General features: G+C 50.7%; 17 protein-coding genes. 2 read left to right on the top strand and 15 right to left on the bottom strand.

The window, feature by feature from the left end:
• The first annotated feature begins 100 nt into the window (after positions 1-100).
• Both ACJJIR_RS08895 and ACJJIR_RS08890 read left to right on the top strand, forming a co-directional pair.
• Positions 101-1,435 carry a glutamine synthetase family protein gene (locus ACJJIR_RS08895; protein WP_282932490.1) on the top strand — a complete coding sequence of 445 codons (1,335 nt, stop codon included), beginning with the start codon at positions 101-103 and terminating at the stop codon, positions 1,433-1,435.
• A 421-nt stretch (positions 1,436-1,856) separates the two neighbouring features.
• Positions 1,857-4,019: a M4 family metallopeptidase gene (locus ACJJIR_RS08890; protein ID WP_444896982.1), complete on the top strand. Its 2,163-nt coding sequence runs from the start codon at positions 1,857-1,859 to the stop codon at positions 4,017-4,019.
• Positions 4,020-4,148: 129 nt separating this feature from the next.
• Here the strand turns inward: ACJJIR_RS08890 and ACJJIR_RS08885 are convergent, their stop codons facing one another.
• The 15 genes from ACJJIR_RS08885 to ACJJIR_RS08815 all read right to left on the bottom strand — a co-directional run bounded on the left by ACJJIR_RS08885 (position 4,149) and on the right by ACJJIR_RS08815 (position 16,863).
• Entirely contained in the window at positions 4,149-5,807 is a 1,659-nt protein-coding gene (locus ACJJIR_RS08885) for an alanine/glycine:cation symporter family protein (RefSeq protein ID WP_413662275.1), read from the bottom strand.
• 109 nt (positions 5,808-5,916) lie between these two features.
• The gene (locus tag ACJJIR_RS08880; protein ID WP_444908066.1) at positions 5,917-6,942 is read right to left on the bottom strand and encodes a D-cysteine desulfhydrase family protein; all 1,026 of its coding nucleotides are present in this window, start codon (positions 6,940-6,942) and stop codon (positions 5,917-5,919) included.
• Between the two features lie 75 nt (positions 6,943-7,017).
• The gene (locus ACJJIR_RS08875; protein WP_444908065.1) at positions 7,018-7,611 is read right to left on the bottom strand and encodes an OsmC-related (seleno)protein; all 594 of its coding nucleotides are present in this window, start codon (positions 7,609-7,611) and stop codon (positions 7,018-7,020) included.
• Between the two features lie 137 nt (positions 7,612-7,748).
• Entirely contained in the window at positions 7,749-8,081 is a 333-nt protein-coding gene (yajC, locus tag ACJJIR_RS08870; protein WP_444908064.1) for a preprotein translocase subunit YajC, read from the bottom strand.
• Between the two features lie 111 nt (positions 8,082-8,192).
• A complete protein-coding gene (locus ACJJIR_RS08865) occupies positions 8,193-8,639 on the bottom strand; it encodes a helix-turn-helix domain-containing protein (protein ID WP_020415217.1) in 447 nt (148 codons plus the stop codon).
• 421 nt (positions 8,640-9,060) lie between these two features.
• On the bottom strand, positions 9,061-9,537 hold the full coding sequence (gene bcp / locus ACJJIR_RS08860) for a thioredoxin-dependent thiol peroxidase (RefSeq protein WP_282932483.1): 477 nt from the start codon (positions 9,535-9,537) through the stop codon (positions 9,061-9,063).
• 83 nt (positions 9,538-9,620) lie between these two features.
• A complete protein-coding gene (locus ACJJIR_RS08855) occupies positions 9,621-10,259 on the bottom strand; it encodes a DUF2244 domain-containing protein (protein WP_413662277.1) in 639 nt (212 codons plus the stop codon).
• A 72-nt stretch (positions 10,260-10,331) separates the two neighbouring features.
• Entirely contained in the window at positions 10,332-11,312 is a 981-nt protein-coding gene (locus ACJJIR_RS08850; protein WP_282932481.1) for a malate dehydrogenase, read from the bottom strand.
• Positions 11,313-11,445: 133 nt separating this feature from the next.
• Positions 11,446-12,069 carry a dUTP diphosphatase gene (locus ACJJIR_RS08845; protein ID WP_444908414.1) on the bottom strand — a complete coding sequence of 208 codons (624 nt, stop codon included), beginning with the start codon at positions 12,067-12,069 and terminating at the stop codon, positions 11,446-11,448.
• 27 nt (positions 12,070-12,096) lie between these two features.
• Positions 12,097-12,873 (bottom strand): TatD family hydrolase, encoded by a 777-nt coding sequence (locus ACJJIR_RS08840; protein ID WP_444908063.1) that lies wholly within the window; start codon positions 12,871-12,873, stop codon positions 12,097-12,099.
• Between the two features lie 7 nt (positions 12,874-12,880).
• Entirely contained in the window at positions 12,881-13,234 is a 354-nt protein-coding gene (locus ACJJIR_RS08835) for a PilZ domain-containing protein (protein ID WP_413662279.1), read from the bottom strand.
• 104 nt (positions 13,235-13,338) lie between these two features.
• Positions 13,339-14,364: a DNA polymerase III subunit delta' gene (locus ACJJIR_RS08830; protein ID WP_444908062.1), complete on the bottom strand. Its 1,026-nt coding sequence runs from the start codon at positions 14,362-14,364 to the stop codon at positions 13,339-13,341.
• A gap of 47 nt (positions 14,365-14,411) precedes the next feature.
• On the bottom strand, positions 14,412-15,032 hold the full coding sequence (gene tmk, locus ACJJIR_RS08825; protein WP_282932477.1) for a dTMP kinase: 621 nt from the start codon (positions 15,030-15,032) through the stop codon (positions 14,412-14,414).
• Positions 15,032-16,063 (bottom strand): endolytic transglycosylase MltG, encoded by a 1,032-nt coding sequence (mltG, locus tag ACJJIR_RS08820; protein WP_444908413.1) that lies wholly within the window; start codon positions 16,061-16,063, stop codon positions 15,032-15,034. The genes tmk and mltG overlap by 1 nt, the downstream gene beginning before the upstream one ends.
• Before the next feature lie 29 nt (positions 16,064-16,092).
• Entirely contained in the window at positions 16,093-16,863 is a 771-nt protein-coding gene (locus tag ACJJIR_RS08815; protein WP_444908061.1) for an aminotransferase class IV, read from the bottom strand.
• Between the last annotated feature and the right edge of the window lie 5 nt (positions 16,864-16,868).

Raw genomic sequence — 16,868 nt, 5'->3', positions numbered from 1 at the left:
TATAGTTCCTTTACACAGGAGGAATTATTTTCAGCGCAACGCTTTCCGGCACTGATCATAGAATTTCACTCAGGAAGAAAAAGTAAGCAATGGCTATCCAATGGATAAAATTACAAACTGGCTGGCAAATCACAATATTGCAGAAGTTGAATGCCTTGTTCCCGACATGTCAGGTAACGCCAGAGGAAAGTTCACCCCCACCGATAAGTTCTTAACTCAAGACAGCCGTTTACCGGAAAGCATTTTGGTGCAAACTGTCACGGGGGATTATGTCGACGAACACAATGAGCTTGTTGATCCAGCAGACACCGACATGCTCCTAATCCCTGACCCCAACTCAGTGCGCCTAAACCCTTGGGCCAATGATCCGACAGCACAAATCATTCATGACTGCCATTCTCGAGATGGGGACCCTCACCCTATCAGCACCCGTAATATTTTAAAATTTGTCCTCGAAAAATATGCAGACAGAGGATGGAAGCCTATTGTCGCCCCTGAGGTAGAGTTTTATCTTGTAAAAAGAAACCTGGACCCGGATGAAAAGCTATCCGCGCCTGTGGGAAGATCGGGACGCACAGAAAAAACCCGACAATCCTATAGCATTGATGCGGCCAATGAATACGAGCCCATCATTGAAGACATGTATGATTTTTGTGAAGCTCAGGGGCTTGATGTCGACACACTGATCCACGAATCAGGCACTGCCCAGATGGAAATTAACTTTCTACATGGAGATCCACTTCATTTAGCTGACCAGGTCTTTACCTTTAAACGCACAGTGCGCGAAACGGCTCTGCGCCACGGCATTTATGCAACCTTCATGGCAAAACCGATGGAAGACGAACCTGGAAGCGCGCTGCACTTACACCAGAGTGTGGCGGATAGAAAAACCGGTGAAAATATTTTTGTCGATAATACAGGAAAAGAGAGCAATAATTTCTTGCATTTTATTGGCGGCATGCAGAAATACACTCCCGGTTTTATTAGTTTTTTTGCTCCAAATGTAAACTCCTATCGCCGCTTTACACCTGAAATGGCCGCACCCACCAGTCTCCACTGGGGTTACGACAACCGAACAACAGGCCTTCGGGTTCCCGACAGCTCGCCACAAAGTAAACGTCTTGAAAATCGTTTTCCCGGAGCAGACTGCAATCCCTACCTTGCCATAGCAGCTTCTCTTGCCTGCGGGTATTTAGGAATGACCAATAAAGTCGCACCGAGCGCACCTTATCAGGGCGACTGCTCCAAAGAGTCAATTACACTTCCCCGCACCCAGGAACATGCCCTGACACTCCTATCAGATTGTGATGAAGCGACAGAAATGTTTGGCAGTAAATTCGTAAAAGCCTGGAGCGCAATCAAGAGAAATGAATATGAAGAGTTTAATCGTGTGATCAGTTCGTGGGAGAGGGAATTTCTATTATTAAATGTATAAATAACCGTTCCACTAAAAGCTAACAGAAATAATAAACTGTTATCGCCAAATTTATTTTTTCGGAAAAAACAACTCATCTTTTCCACCTCACAGGCAGAACATCACTTCCTAATTTGTGACGATCCGAGCAAAAATATCGAAAACAATTCAAATATATTAGTTTGCCATCACCTTTTTGTTGCCTAGATGCGTATGCAGGGTAATCTCAAGTTGCCCAATTAATTAGGGCAACCGGTTTGAGAAAGCGAACGCCACTGCCGCTACCGCGGTCCCTTCCTGGCGACGGTTATCTTCTGCTGTCTTACCACATAAAAATCCAGCCTGTATTGGCCAACCAGATTTAATACGGTCCCCACAAGGGAAATACGGCTGTATACCGGCGGATTCATATATAAAAAAGCTATAAAAGGGAAAGCTAGCAATGAAGCATTTTGTAGGACTAAGCTGCACTTTAGCCTTGGCTATTAGTGCACATGCTGTTGAGCGCGTCCCCGCCACGGCGGACATGCTCTCACCACAAACTTTAGCTGCCACCGGCGGATCGGATATGGCGCTCGAAAAAGTTCGTGAGCGCACTCTCGTCAACGGCAAAACCGTAGCCCGCTACCAACAGACTCACAAAGGCATTCCTGTCTACGGCCAAACAGTAACCAGCTCCGGGCAGGGTCTGATTACTGAGGTTCGCGGCAATGTCATCACTGGGCTGGAACTGGAAGTACCCAATATCAAAGCATTTATCAATGAAGATAATGCTATTGAGCGGGCAATGGACCACCAGATCAACTGGCGCACGCAGCAGGGCGTTATCCAGGGAGCTTTGTCAGTTCAGGCTTTGAAGCTGGAAGCACATAACCCCAAAAAGAAACTCTACGTCTATATCGATGAGCAAGACAATGCCCGCTTGGCTTACCTGGTCAACTGGGTTGAGTACGGCGATGAACCCACACGCCCCTTCTACTTTATCGATGCAATGACTGGCGAAGTTCTCAAGCATTGGGACGGCTTGAACTTTGCACAAAATGCGACAGGCCCAGGGGGCAATTCAAAGACCGGGCGCTACGAGTACGGTACTGACTACCCCCACATGATTGTTGACGACAGCTGTGCCATGGATACGGACAATGTAGAAACCGTTGATATGAACCACAGCACGAATGGCGGTAGTATCCACTCGTTCACTTGCCCGGACAATGACTATAAGTCAATCAACGGCGCTTACTCACCACTCAATGACGCACACTTCTTTGGCGGTGTGGTCTTTGATCTCTATAGCGACTGGTACAACACATCACCTCTCACACAAAAACTGAGAATGCGGGTGCACTACAGCAACAACTACGAGAATGCCTTCTGGGATGGCAGCCAGATGACATTTGGTGATGGCCAGAGCTACTTCTATCCACTGGTTAGCCTCGATGTTTCCGCTCACGAAGTCAGCCACGGCTTTACCGAGCAAAATTCGGACTTGAATTACTACAATCAGTCCGGCGGTATCAATGAAGCCTTCTCTGATATTGCCGGTGAAGCTGCCGAGTACTATATGCGCGGCAGCAATGACTGGTTGGTAGGGGCCGAAATCTTTAAGTCCAGCGGAGCACTCCGCTACTTTGAAGATCCAACTGACGATGGCAGCTCCATCGGTCATGCCGATGATTACTACAACGGCATGGACGTGCACTACAGCTCCGGCGTCTTTAACCGGGCCTTCTACCTACTGGCGAATACCAGTGGCTGGAATACCCGCACAGCATTCGACCCCTTCGTTCTTGCCAACCAGATGTATTGGAGTGCCAATACTGATTTTGAAGATGGTGCCTGTGGTGTTTTCTCTGCAGCATCAGATTTAGGCTACGACACTGATGATGTTGTTGCCGCATTCTCCACGGTAGGCGTTTCCACCAGCAGCTGCGGTGGCGGCGGTGGTGGTGGCGGTGGTGGTAATGAAGGCGGAGAACTCGAAAACGGGGTTACCGAGACCGACATCGAGGGCAGCAGTGGTGATGAAGTTCACTTCACCCTGGATGTACCCGCAGATGCCACAGGCCTGTCTTTTGCAATGTCAGGCGGAAGCGGTGATGCCGACCTCTATGTTCGCTTCGGCAATGCTCCAACCACCAGCACTTATGATTGCCGTCCGTACACTTCAGGCAACAATGAAACTTGTGATATCGCTGACGCTGACCTACAGGGCGGAACCTATTACGTCATGGTGCGCGGCTACTCCTCCTTCTCCGATGTCACCCTGGTAGGCAGTTACACCGGTGGTGGTGGTGGCGGTGGCGGTAGCGACAGCTGGGAAGAAACCAACCTTTCTGGTTCTCGCAACAGCTGGCAGCACTTCACCATTGAGGTTGACGCTGGAGCTTCTACCCTAAGCGCCGTAATGGAAGGTGGCAGCGGAGATGCAGATCTCTATGTTCGCCACAGCCAAGAGCCTACCCGTACAGCGTACGACTGCCGTCCCTACCAGTGGGGCAATGACGAAAGCTGCACCATCAGTAATCCGGATGCTGGAACCTGGTATATCAGTATCCGCGCTTACTCTGCCTACTCTGGCGTTACCCTGAGTGCAAGCACTGAGTAATTGAGCTGATTTCCACCCAGCAGGTCTCTGCTGGGTGGTGGGCAAGCTCTAGACCGATCAAAGGATCGGCGGTGCACAAACAAAAAAGGCGGCCATATTGGCCGCCTTTTTTAATCAAACCCAGACAAATTATTTATGGCTTGGGTCTTTCCAGTAGTCCTTCACGGTATCTTTCATCTCCTTGGCCAACACAGTAATACCAAACAGGTTGGGCAAGGTCATTATCACAATGGCCACCGCAGAGAGGTTCCAAATAACTGTGGTGTCCTCAATCGCAGCCCAGAAGAATGCAATAACGTAAACTATTCGGTAAGGCATTACTGCCTTGGGGCCGAAAAGGTAAATCATTGAGCGGTCGCCGTAGTATGACCAGGCAATTGCTGTAGAGAAAGCAAACAGCAGAATTCCCAGAGTAACAATCAGACCACCGTATTCACCAAAGTAACCGCGCTGGAAGGCAAGATTGGTCAGGGCCACAGAGTGCACCAGGGACTTACCCCAAATATCCACATCTTCATTGGCAAACTTACCATCTTTCACATCCAGAACACCGCTGAAGCTGTCATCCCCCACACGGAAGTCCAGGTCTTCAGCAATAGAACGGGCATGGATGAGGGTAAAGTCCTGGCTGTTCAGCGGGTGGCCGTCAGTCACAACAATGGAGCCGTTATAGGCTTTAACATCACTCTCCTGACCGCTCAAATACTTGAACAGCTGCTCAACATCCTGGGTATTCTTCTCATCGTAGCTACCCGCTACAACGTAGGTATCTGCACCTTCAAACAGGTTCTCGTGTTTCTCAGTCCAAACACCAGAAGAAAGAATCACAAGTCCGGTTAAGGTACAAATGATAATGGTGTCGATAAAGGGTTCCAGCAGGGAAACCATACCTTCAGAAACCGGTTCGTCCGCGCGAGCGGCGGCGTGAGCAATAGGTGCAGAGCCCTGACCCGCTTCGTTGGAGAAAAGGCCGCGGTTCACACCACGGTTAAAGGCATAGGCAAAGCTCGCACCCAGGAATCCACCTACGGCCGCACTGCCGGTGAAGGCATCGCGGAAAACAGCCCCAAAGGACGGCAGAATATTTTCGTAGTTGTAGATAATAACGCCCAAGGCACCTATTACATAGATAACTGCCATGGTGGGAACAATGGTGGAGGTCACTTTAGCGATTCGGGTAATACCGCCAATAATCACCATGCCCAGCAAAATCGCCAGGATGCCACCAGTCAGAGCCTTCTCGACACCGAAAGAATCGTGCATTGCCTGGGCAATATTGTTCACCTGGGGCAAGCTGCCGGTACCGAATGAACAGATAACGGTCGCGATTGCAAAGAGAACCGCAAGCCATTTCATATTCAAGCGACGCTCCATGTAAAACATGGGGCCACCCGCGTAGTAACCATCCGCTGCTTTAATACGGTATTTGTGTGACAGGGTCACTTCCACAAACTTTGTGGTCATACCCAGGAATGCGGTCATCCACATCCAAAACAGCGCAGCGGGACCACCGAGGAAAATAGCCAAGCCAACGCCACCGATATTACCGGTACCTACGGTACCCGACAGTGCTGTGGCCAATGCCTGGAAGTGGGAGGTATCACCCGGGTCTCCGGGCTTGTCGTACTTACCGCGTACAATCTTGATCGCATGCCCAAAATAACGAAGCTGCGGAAAACCAAGATAAATGGTGAAAAAGAAACCGACTCCAAGTAACACCCAGGGGAACCAAGGTGCTGAGCCGAGCATGCCGTCTATTAACAACAGCAGATTGTTAAAGGAATCCAAACTAACCCCCCACTACTCTGACTTATTTCTGTTTGTTTTATATACAGATACAACTGTAATTTGTTGCGCAGGTTAGCAGCTTACGCGGCACGAGAACAGTAATGTCGTATTATTCGGCCACTGGGAAGAAGTGAGTTCGGTGGGGGAAGAGGCCAAATTGCCCTCCGGTATGAATAAAAACCAGGTTATCTGAGCCCTGGTAATTTCCTTTTTTTAACTCCTGTAACAGACCATGAAATGCTTTGCCGGTGTAGACAGGATCGAGAAGAATCCCCTCCAGGCAAGCCAACTCTTTAATAGTTTGGTAAACCTCTGGCTCCGCCACCCCGTAAGCGGGACCTTTATAGTCGGCATTAACCAAAATCTTGAGGGACTCCAAATCAAGCGATACGCCAGACTGTGCCATCCACTGCGAAATATCCTCACGCACTTTCACTTGGAAATAATTTGCACTGTCGCAAACGGCGAAACCCGTAACATTCGTACCGGCTTCCAGCAAGTGGCACCCCAAGGTCAAACCCGCTTGGGTCCCACCGCTGCCAGTAGCGCATAAAATATGATCAGGCGAGAAGCCCCTATCTGCACAGTCTGCCAATAATTCCTGAGAGGCCGAAATATAACCCCAGATGCCTAAACCGTCGCTGGCGCCAGTGGGGATACAGAAAGACCTCTGCCCTCTGGACAGATACTCAGCAGCCCAGCTGTCAAAGAGGCTTTGTAAATTCCGGGAGTATTCCTCCGGTGAGTAAACCGCAATTTCAGCGCCTGCCAACTCATCCAGTAAAAGGTTGCCATCGGGATTTGCAGTGCACTCGCCACGTAAAATCAACTGAACCTTAAACCCCAAGCGAGCCCCCACCAAAGCAGTGGTACGGCAATGATTGGATTGAATTCCACCGCAGGTTATCAAGACCTCCGCTCCCACAGCCCGCGCCTTTGCTGAAACAAATTCGAGCTTGCGCAGCTTATTTCCGGACATTGCGGATTCGGTAAGATCGTCTCTTTTTATCCAGATTCTCGGCCCATTAAAAGGCAAGGAATAACGCTCAGTGATACGGTCCAGCGGCTGTAGTGGCGTTGGCAGATTTGCAAGGCGAACGCGATCGGGCAGCTTGATAGGCAAACTCTTCGGCAATGTGAGCACCATGTTAGCAATCTAAAAATGCGAGCAACTAAAAGCTGGCACCAACATAGGTGTACAGCTGGGGGATCAAGGGTCGTTATAAATCAAGGATACTTCAGCCGGAACTGAATTTATTGCCGTTTGCAGCCCCATACAGGCAGTCCGACAGGCGGCCACCATCCTCTCAATAGACTGCCTTGGTTCTTCTGATTCCACAAACACAAAGATATCTATACCCTCGCAAAGCCCCTTATGAGGCTGGTCATCCGTGGAGTTTTGCAAGTTGTAAATTTCAGCTTTAAAGCGCATCTGCTGCTCCAGGCGCACACTATCAACCTTGAGCTTGACTGAATTAATGTATATAGAAATATGACTGAGAAAGCAAAATGCAATTCCTGCTGACAGATAATCTAGCGGAGCTGGGGCACTATCCGCACCACCTATAATACTGCCCTCGTCACATCGTAATTCAAACGCACTACAACCTGGCACACTAGCCTGAACAACCCCTGTTTTCAGAAACCCATCTCCAACAGAAGTTTTAGCGGAAAGATTTACCTGAAAATAGAAGCTTCCATCATCCTTCTGCGGCTCCTTTACCTGGACTTCCTGTAAAGTGGGCAATGATCGGACTTTTCTAACAATACTGATTTTTTCTTCTTTTTCACCCGTAAACGACATAGCACTCACCTGAGACTATCTATCAACAAGGTAAAATTAGACCAAGCCCTCAAAACATAAAGCTGGCAGCAATAAAAAAGCCCGGCAATTGCCAGGCTTTTTTAGTTACGACATTCAAAGATAAACCCTGAATAGGATTAGATCTTTTTAATCGTACCTTTGGGTAATACTGCGTGCACAGCTACTTTTTGGAACTTCAAAGACATGCTGTCTGCAACTTCCAATACGATGTAGTCCTCATCGACCTTGTCGACGCGGCCCAGCATCCCGCTGCTCATTACAACTTCGTCACCCTTTTTCAGAGCGCCAACCAGCTCTTGGTGCTCTCTCTGGCGCTTGCGCTGTGGGCGAATAATGAAAAACCACATGAATGCAAACAAACCCGCAAACATCAGCAGGGTTATCATCGGATTACCCTGTGCTGCCGGCGCCGCTTCCTGTGCCATGGCGGAGGGGATAAAAAAGCTCATGCAAAACCTCAAAGAGTCAGCCTATTAAATTGCCGCCAACTCTAACGGGTTTGCCCCGCCGAGGCAACGGATTGGGCCGATCCCGTAGAGACCGGCCAAACCAATCCACACTCAGAACCTCTGGCGGACCTGCCGGCGGTAGCCAGTAGGAGACATCCCGGTCCAGCGTTTGAACGCGCTGGTAAAACTGGTTCGATCAGAGAAATCGAGAATTCGTGAGATTCCATCAACGCTCAGCGCAGTATCTTTGAGGAAATGCACCGCGTGACGAAAACGAACATGGTCACGTAAAGATGCAAAACTGAGGTTGTGTTCCTGCAACCGGCGTTGCAGAGTCCGGGTGGACATACTTAGGTCGGACGCTACCGGGCGAATAGCGAGAGAGGCCTTACCGATACGCTGCTCCAGCACATCTATTACCCGTGCGGCAATACCAAAACTGGTTGCTTCGGGGGGGGCCAGCAGCTGGTCGAGAATATTCGGGTCTCCGGATATTCTGGCCTGCTGAAGTGATTTGTCTTCAGAGAGCGAAGTCTGGTCGGGCTGAGTATGGTTCATCGAGCTGCTCCTATTGAGTTCCGTGAGCCGCAGTTATTTTTCTATGTCCGCATCCAGCGAATCCCGGTTGCCCCTGCCCACACCAACACAACATCAACTTCGGCGGACGACTACGTGATGCGGGATGCACCAAAAAACAGACATCGAATCCTTCACAGAGATGTACAATTTTTAAACTAACCGCTCCGGCAATTCCCGCAGAGAGACTCTCTCTAGCCGGCGCACCTTTCCTTTACAACTGCCAGTATAGACCAAGAATTAAGAAAGCAAGGGGCGACAGTGCTTTTTTTCATCTTATTGTGTACCAAGGGCCAAAAATACTTACTTTCGGTACCCACATGTCGCCTTTGAGTCCGAAAGGTAGGGGCTACAGCAGACCAAGCACCAGTCCAGTCCAGCCCCGCCCCTCAGAGTCTGGCAATTAATCCAGGTTCTCGCCAATCCAATTCAAAACATCAGTGTCATGGGTCTTGGTTTTAACTTTGTCGATAATATGGCGAAGGCGCCCACTCTTATCGATAATAAAAGTTGTTCGCAGAAGCCCCATGTACTCCTTGCCCATAAATTTCTTCAAGCCCCAGCAGCCATATTTATCAGCAATCTTGTGTTCTTCATCAGACAGCAAATCAAAATTCAGTTCGTGCTTGTCGATAAAGCGCTGCAACTTTGCTTCTGGATCCGGGCTCACCCCCAACACAACAGTATTGGCTTTTTTAAATTCAGCCGCACTATCGCGAATCCCACATGCCTGAGTGGTACAACCGGGGGTAAGTGCTTTCGGGTAAAAGTAGAGGACGACATTACTTTTGTCACGAAAATCCTTAAGTGACACTTTCTCGCCACTTTGGTTGGTCAGCGTAAAAGCCGGAGCCAAATTACCGATCTTCGGAAAAGCCATCTGATATCCCCTGTGGAACAGTTAAGAGTAAAGCGGGGATTATAGCGAAAAGAAACAAACGAGACGCCAGTTCTATAGAGAAATCAGAACTGCTGCAGACGAAACTCTTTCTCTTTCCTGGCACAAATGCCAAAACGACCTAACTTCTGCACCAGCTCCGCCTTTTCAGCTTCGGTGAGGAACTCCCCGACTTCAAGGCACCCCTCAGGACCACTAAAGTTTACCGAAGCCATTTCGGTAGCACTGCTCCCCATCCTTACGAGTACTGCCAACTTATCGCGAGCGAACTCCCGGTGATACACCGTTTGCTGCCTGAACCCCTTACAGCAATCCAGAATTACCAACTCCTCATTGATGCGTATTACTTCTCTGCGGGTCCCTTCGAGGTACACGTAGGTAAACAGGATGCCCAGCAGGATCATTTCAAGCCCGGCAAAGGGAAGAATCATCCAGGCTCCCGCCATCGCAAAAGCGAGGCTGATTCCAAGGGATACCCCAACCAGGGAGAAAAACACCCATAGATTGCCGGAGAGGGACAGGGACTGGTTAGGCTGCAGCAGGATACAGGCGCAACGGGCGGTGTTGCGGCCAACTTCAGTGACCATAGCAGGGACATCCGGCAGATATATAAAATCAGTGTAGTGCCGATGGCGGCAGCTCACACGAAGATACTGACCGGGAAAGTTTCCTGGTCCGGGCCGGGGTTTACAAAATTCAGGCATAAAAAAACCCACACCTCAGTGTGGGTTTTTGGGAGAGGCCTGCGGCCAAGGCCTGGGACCTGTCACTCCCTATTACGGCAGCAGGTGTGCTACTGCATCACGCTCTTCCGCCAGCTCCTGCTCGGTAGCAGACATTTTCTCGCGGGAGAAGTCGTTGATGTCAACGCCTTGAACAATTTCCCAGTCGCCGTCTTTGCAAGTGCAAGGGAAAGAGTAAATCAGGCCTTCCTGAATACCGTAAGAACCATCGCTGAATACAGCCATGCTGGTCCAGTCACCTTCAGCGGTGCCCAGAGCCCAATCGCGCATATGGTCGATGGCAGCGTTGGCAGCGGAAGCCGCAGAGGAAGCACCGCGCGCCTTGATGATAGCTGCACCACGCTGTTGAACAGTCGGGATGAAGTCGTTTTCGTACCACTCCTGCTCCACTTTATCCATGGCTGCAGCACCGGAAACCTTCACTTGGTGCAGGTCTGGATACTGAGTGGAAGAGTGGTTGCCCCAAATGGTCATATGGGTGATGTCGTTAACACTGGAATCAGTTTTATTTGCCAGCTGAGACAGAGCGCGGTTGTGATCCAGACGGGTCATCGCGGTGAAGTTACGCGGGTCCAGGTCTGGCGCATTGCGCTGAGCGATCAGGGCATTGGTGTTAGCCGGGTTGCCAACAACCAGTACTTTTACGTTACGAGAAGCAACGTCGTTCAGGGCTTTACCCTGTGCAGAGAAGATAGCAGCGTTAGCTTCCAGCAGGTCCTTACGCTCCATACCCGGTCCACGGGGACGCGCGCCTACCAGCAAAGCGTAATCTGCATCTTTGAACGCAACAGTAGCATCATCGGACTGAACAATACCCGCGAGCAGCGGGAAAGCGCAGTCTTCAAGCTCCATAGCAACGCCTTTCAGCGCTTCCAATGCCGGAGTGATTTCCAGCAATTGCAGAATAACCGGCTGATCTTTGCCCAGCATTTCGCCAGAGGCGATGCGGAACAGCAACGAATAGCTAATCTGACCGGCAGCGCCGGTAACAGCAACACGTACAGGTGCTTTCACGATAGTTCTCCCTCGTTTGTAAGCGGCCGCATTATAGGGCCTCGCGAGTAAATTTCATCTTACACAAGCGAAATAGCGGCTCAATTTGTATGACAAAACCTCTCAGACTGTATTGGACACTCTTTGCGAGTGTTTATGTCAGCGCCAATTCCCGGTAACGCGCCTGCAGTGCCTTGTAAACCTGGTCACTGTAATCAGCAGCAGATGAATCCAAAAGTCCGGCAATTTCCGCTAGGTGTTCATTGTCTTCACGGCCCGCCCAGTTTTTTACATAGCTGCCATCTTTGTAGCCGTTATCCTGACGGAATCGGTTGAGTACATTTTTACCAACATATCGCTGGTACAACTCAGCAAAAGACATTTCTGCATCGGCCAATAGTTGAGCAAAGCCAGCAACATCAAACTGTTTAGTGGCCAGGGTGTTCAAGGTGAAAGACTCGAGGTTTTCACGGAAATCACCCGCCGTACGCTCGGAACCGGCAAACTCCTTCAGCATGATCTCAGCCACTTCCTGCGGAGAGCCTTTTTGCAATTCAAGGCTCAAACCAAAATGCCAGATATCCACCAATTCAAGCTTCACCTGATCCATTTCTGGAAGTTGCTTCTTCCACCACTTCCAACCGTAATGGTCTAACAACTCTGCACTTTCTACCCAAATAGCGCGGTACCAGGCAAAGTTTTGCTCACGCCAGTTTTCATTTACTACTGTATTAATCTGGTCTTGCAGAGTCAGCATGACTTGCAACTGCTGCTTCATCATAGGGGAACATCCAATAGACCCGGATCAAACTGCCCGGGGGAATAATCTGAAAAAGTTTTCTGAGGTGATTTCGGCCAGCTCTTCGTAGGGAATACCGCGTAAATCAGCGATAAATTCTGCCACTTCACGCACATAGGCCGGAATATTGGGCTTACCCCGATAGGGCACTGGAGCCAAATAAGGGGAGTCAGTCTCAACGAGCAACCGATCCAAAGGCAGCCTGCGGGCGACATCCCGCAACTCTTCGGCATTTTTAAAGGTCACGATGCCGGACAAAGAAATATAATAATTGAGATCCAGGGCAGCCTTGGCCATATCCCAGCTCTCGGTAAAACAGTGCAGAACACCTGCAGTATTGGTATTACCGTGCTCTTTAATGAGAGCGATAGTATCTTCCCGCGCATCTCTCGTATGCACAATAACCGGAAGCTCTGCCTGCCCTGCCGCTTTCAGGTGTGCAATAAAGCTCTGCTGCTGGATTTCCTGGGTGTCAGTGCTGTAGTAGTAATCCAGGCCTGTCTCCCCCAATGCAACAACATTGGGCTGGTTAGCCATTTCTACCAGTCGCTCAACATCCGCCATGCCAGAGTCGACATCCAGCGGGTGCACCCCAACGGAACAGACTACGTCCTCATGGCGGGATGCGATTTCAACAACCGCATCGGCATTTTCCAAACTGATACCGACACAGAGGAACTTGCCAACACCGCGACTGCGGGCCAGGTCCAATACAGCATCCACATCGCCATCAAATTTATCGAGCTTAAGTCTGTCCAGGTGACAGTGAGAATCAACAAGCATTAGAGAGTTACAACGTATGGGTTGGGCGGCTGGATTCTAAGGTTCCCGCCAAGTGGGTTTCAATCTTGTTTTGCGCGATATTGTCCTTATCGCCAAATTGAACTCCGATTCCGGGAGTGCGGTTGCCTTGAGCACCATTGGGGGTAATCCAGATCACTTTACCGGCAACCGGAATCTTTTCCGGCTCATCCATTAAGCTCAGAAGCAGAAAAACCTCATCGCCAAGGTTGTACGATTTATCCGTACTGATAAACAAGCCACCATTCTTTACGAAGGGCATATAGGCCGCATAGAGCACAGATTTATCCTGGATTTTCAGTGACAGGATGCCGTTGCGGGCACCGCCTCCCATGGCTTTCATGGACAACCTCAATGTTTATATTTCTAAATGATGCGCTAACTTATCTAAGCCCGCTGCCTGTGTCCAGGCAACGTCAATTACCCTACCCGACTTGTGCAAGACGCCTAAGCAAAAAGCTTCGCCCAACGAATAAATAATTCTTCCAGCAGCAAACGACGATTGGGGTTAGCTGTGCCCAGTAACCCTTTCCGCGCCTGAAGCAAATGATCGTAGAACGCAAATACTGGCTGCAAGCTTTGCTCACTCGACCCCGGCAACCTCTGCAAAAGAACCATTAGCTGGGCATCTCCACTGAGATCACAACTGCGAATCTGCACCATCTGGGTTAACCAGTGCTGCCAGAAAAGCAGTAGTTGAACCAATTCAACACCCTCGGCCGGTGTTTCCCAACGGCCCGCAGTAGAGACTGAACTTGCCGTACCCTGAGCTACAGCAACCAAATCTTTAAAAAACTGCTCGCGTACTTCTCTCGACTTGGGCTCGGCCAGCTCCGCCGCCAATAATGGTGCCCCGCCTGCCAGAGTTAAGACACGCTGTGCCAGCGGCTCTTCCAGCTCATTGCTGTATAGCCACTGTAGCGCCACCTCTCCAGTTGGGGGCGGAAAAGCTATAGATTGACAGCGACTTCGAATGGTTGGCAAAAGGCCTGTGGGAGCATCGGTGATCAACACAAAGATAACGGAGGGTGCCGGCTCTTCCAGGTTTTTCAACAGGGCATTGGCTGCGTTGACATTCATCGCCTCCGCCGGCGACAAACAAACCAGACGCGCCCCGCCCCGCCCACTGGTGCGGGAAACAAAGTTGCCCAGCTGACGGATCTGTTCCACTTTCAGCGGGCCACCGGGCTTTTCAGGTTCAACTTGTAGGAAATCAGGATGCGAGCCAGCCATCCACAACCGACAATCCTTACACTTTCCACAGGCCTGACCTGCCCTCGGTTGTTCACATAGGGCCAACGCGGTAAAAGCAGCCGCGAATTGTCGCTTTCCCAACCCCTCCGGGCCAGTCAGCAGCAAAGCGTGCGGGCAGCGGCCCGCCTGCAACTGCAACCCCAACCGCTGCCATTGCTCGGAGTGCCAGGGAAGAGGTACCGGTATCGATTTATACTCAAAAGTTTCAGGCACAGACATCAGCCACAATTCTTATCATTTAAAAATAGATTCTGGGGCAAGATAGCTTAAAGCAACAGCTCCAATTGCTTGGCTAGATCCATCTGCACCTGTTCCAGAGATTGGCCGGCATCCACAACCGCGTAACGGGCAGGCGCAGCTTCAGCTCGATCGCGATAAGCCGCACGCACCCGCTGAAAAAACTCCAGGTGCTCACTCTCAAACCGATCCGCTTCCCCAGTCCGTGCAGCTCGCTGTAGCCCCACTTCTGGGTCGAGATCCAATAAAAGCACTTTATCTGGGCGCAAATCCCCTTGAACTGTCTGCTCCAACTGCTCGATCAACTGTCGATCCAGTCTGCGACCACCGCCTTGGTAGGCATAGGTAGCATCGGTGAAGCGATCACAGATCACCCAATCCCCACGTTTTAAGGCGGGCAGTATAACCTGAGACAGATGTTGCGCGCGGGCGGCAAACACCATCAATAATTCCGCCGTGGGATCAACAGATTCATCCCGCTTGGCCAATAACAGCTCGCGCAGCTGTTCTGCCAATGGGGTGCCTCCCGGCTCCCGGGTTTGGATAAAGTTAATATTGTGCTTTTTGAGCCACTCGGTGATGAAGAGTAAATTGGTAGATTTCCCCACCCCCTCTACACCCTCGAGGGTGATGAACTTGCCGTGCGACACTAATTCTTTCCTTTTGCCGGACTCGAGCGGTAATCCGCGCGCCTTTTCAGCTGATACTCCCGCACCGCACGGTTGTGCTCTGTCAGAGTCGCTGAGAAATGATGAGATCCATCCCCTTTGCCAACAAAATACAAGCTCTTGCCGGGCTTTGGATTTAAAGCGGCCCGAATTGCCGCTCGCCCAGGCAGGGCAATCGGCGTAGGGGGAAGGCCATTAATAACATAAGTATTATAAGGTGTTGCCTGGCGCAGGTGTGTACGAGTCAGGTTTCCGTCAAAGTCCTCACCCAAGCCATAAATTACGGTGGGGTCGGTCTGCAAGCGCATACCTTTATTCAGCCTGCGTACAAAAACACCGGCTATTTCACTGCGCTCAGATGGCTGCCCTGTCTCTTTCTCGATAATTGAAGCCATGATTAAGGCTTCATAGGGCGACTTATAGGGCAGATCATCCCCTTTTGACTGCCACTCCTCATCCAGTACCTTCTGCATCCGATCATAGGCCTGACGCAGCAGCTCAATATCTGTGGTACCGGACAGGTAGACATAAGTATCCGGGAAAATCCAACCCTCGACCTCATCTTCCTTTAAACCCAAAGCCCGGGCAGCGGCACTGACATTGCTCCCCTCTTCGGACTGAACGATTCTTTCACCGGAGCGGATTTGTCGCAGGGCCTGGCGAAAGGTCCAGCCCTCTAATAGCGTAATGCGATAGCGGGTAACTTCACCGCGATTCAGGCGCGCAATCAAGTCCCGCGCGTTACTGCCAAAGGGAACTAAATACTCGCCGGAATGGATTTCTGTTGTGCCCTCCCAATAGGCATAGGCGAGAAGTATTTGCGGCCACTGGATTATCCCTTCGCCCTGCAGGCTTCGCAGCGTCCGGGACAAACTTCCGCCCTTTTCCACCTGAAGCGTAAGCCCATCTTGTGCAATCGGCAGGGGGGATTCCAAGGCTTCCTTTGCCACATATAGAGAGGCAACTGCAACCAAGCAGGCTAATACCAGCCCACCAAATAACAGCTTCAACACTCTCCAAGCGAAACTCGCTTGCTTTTTCTTCACCACAATTTATCCAATATCAGCTTCTGTAGCTTGCGGGTCTCGGCACCCACAGGCCAGTTTTTGTAACCGATTACCTCTACTACCGGTAATACACCTCGAACACTGTTGCAGAGAGCCAACTCATCGGCCTCACAGAGCTCGGAAAGCTCCATGTCTTCCTCTTGCCAGTGGATATGGCTCGAGAGCCACTGCCGCATCACACCATGAACACCACACCGGTGCAGGGATGGAGTCATCCACTTCCCACCAAATCGGGCCAGGATATTACAGCGCAGGGTTTCGATGACCCTTCCCGCCGAATCCAGCATCAATCCATCGAGAAATTGACCCACCGGCAGCTCTGCTTTTGCCGCATTATATCGGTTACGGAGTAAAGTTTTGCAGCCCTGGTTCGAATTACTACCGATCGGCAAGCTCGCCGAACAAGGGAAAAGGCTAGTGCCCACCTGCCCCTCAGCGGTTTCAATCAGCGGCCGCAGCACCAAATCCCAACATTGCTGCCCGAGCACACTGCCAACACGCAGGCGCGCAATCGCCTCAGGCCAGCGACAGCCGGCTGTCAATTTTAACGTCGACTGCTCAATTTCTCCCAGACAGGCCTCATCCAACACTCCCGAACGCTCCAGGCGAGCGCGGTGGAAAGACCAAAGCGGTAGACCTTTGTTGTGACAGCGCATTGTTTCGAGGATTCCACCCGAGTAATCAGCATCATCTGGCAACTGATCAACGGCCAGCCCCCGAAAGTACATTTGAGGTAACTGGTACATGGAGC

It is taken from the genome of Microbulbifer maximicatervae (SeqCode) (assembly GCF_052467385.1).
This window is presented reverse-complemented; position numbering and strand designations above follow the sequence as displayed.

Excerpts from the sequence above, each read along its gene's own strand:
- ACJJIR_RS08875 (WP_444908065.1), bottom strand. The coding sequence starts at position 7,611 with ATGTCGTTTACGGGTGAAAAAGAAGAAAAAATCAGTATTGTTAGAAAA.
- ACJJIR_RS08840 (WP_444908063.1), bottom strand. The coding sequence starts at position 12,873 with ATGCTTGTTGATTCTCACTGTCACCTGGACAGACTTAAGCTCGATAAA.
- ACJJIR_RS08815 (WP_444908061.1), bottom strand. The coding sequence starts at position 16,863 with ATGTACCAGTTACCTCAAATGTACTTTCGGGGGCTGGCCGTTGATCAG.
- ACJJIR_RS08865 (WP_020415217.1), bottom strand. The coding sequence starts at position 8,639 with ATGAACCATACTCAGCCCGACCAGACTTCGCTCTCTGAAGACAAATCA.
- ACJJIR_RS08895 (WP_282932490.1), top strand. The coding sequence starts at position 101 with ATGGATAAAATTACAAACTGGCTGGCAAATCACAATATTGCAGAAGTT.
- ACJJIR_RS08890 (WP_444896982.1), top strand. The coding sequence starts at position 1,857 with ATGAAGCATTTTGTAGGACTAAGCTGCACTTTAGCCTTGGCTATTAGT.
- ACJJIR_RS08835 (WP_413662279.1), bottom strand. The coding sequence starts at position 13,234 with ATGAAAGCCATGGGAGGCGGTGCCCGCAACGGCATCCTGTCACTGAAA.
- bcp (WP_282932483.1), bottom strand. The coding sequence starts at position 9,537 with ATGGCTTTTCCGAAGATCGGTAATTTGGCTCCGGCTTTTACGCTGACC.
- ACJJIR_RS08845 (WP_444908414.1), bottom strand. The coding sequence starts at position 12,069 with ATGAAGCAGCAGTTGCAAGTCATGCTGACTCTGCAAGACCAGATTAAT.
- yajC (WP_444908064.1), bottom strand. The coding sequence starts at position 8,081 with ATGAGCTTTTTTATCCCCTCCGCCATGGCACAGGAAGCGGCGCCGGCA.
- ACJJIR_RS08855 (WP_413662277.1), bottom strand. The coding sequence starts at position 10,259 with ATGCCTGAATTTTGTAAACCCCGGCCCGGACCAGGAAACTTTCCCGGT.
- ACJJIR_RS08830 (WP_444908062.1), bottom strand. The coding sequence starts at position 14,364 with ATGTCTGTGCCTGAAACTTTTGAGTATAAATCGATACCGGTACCTCTT.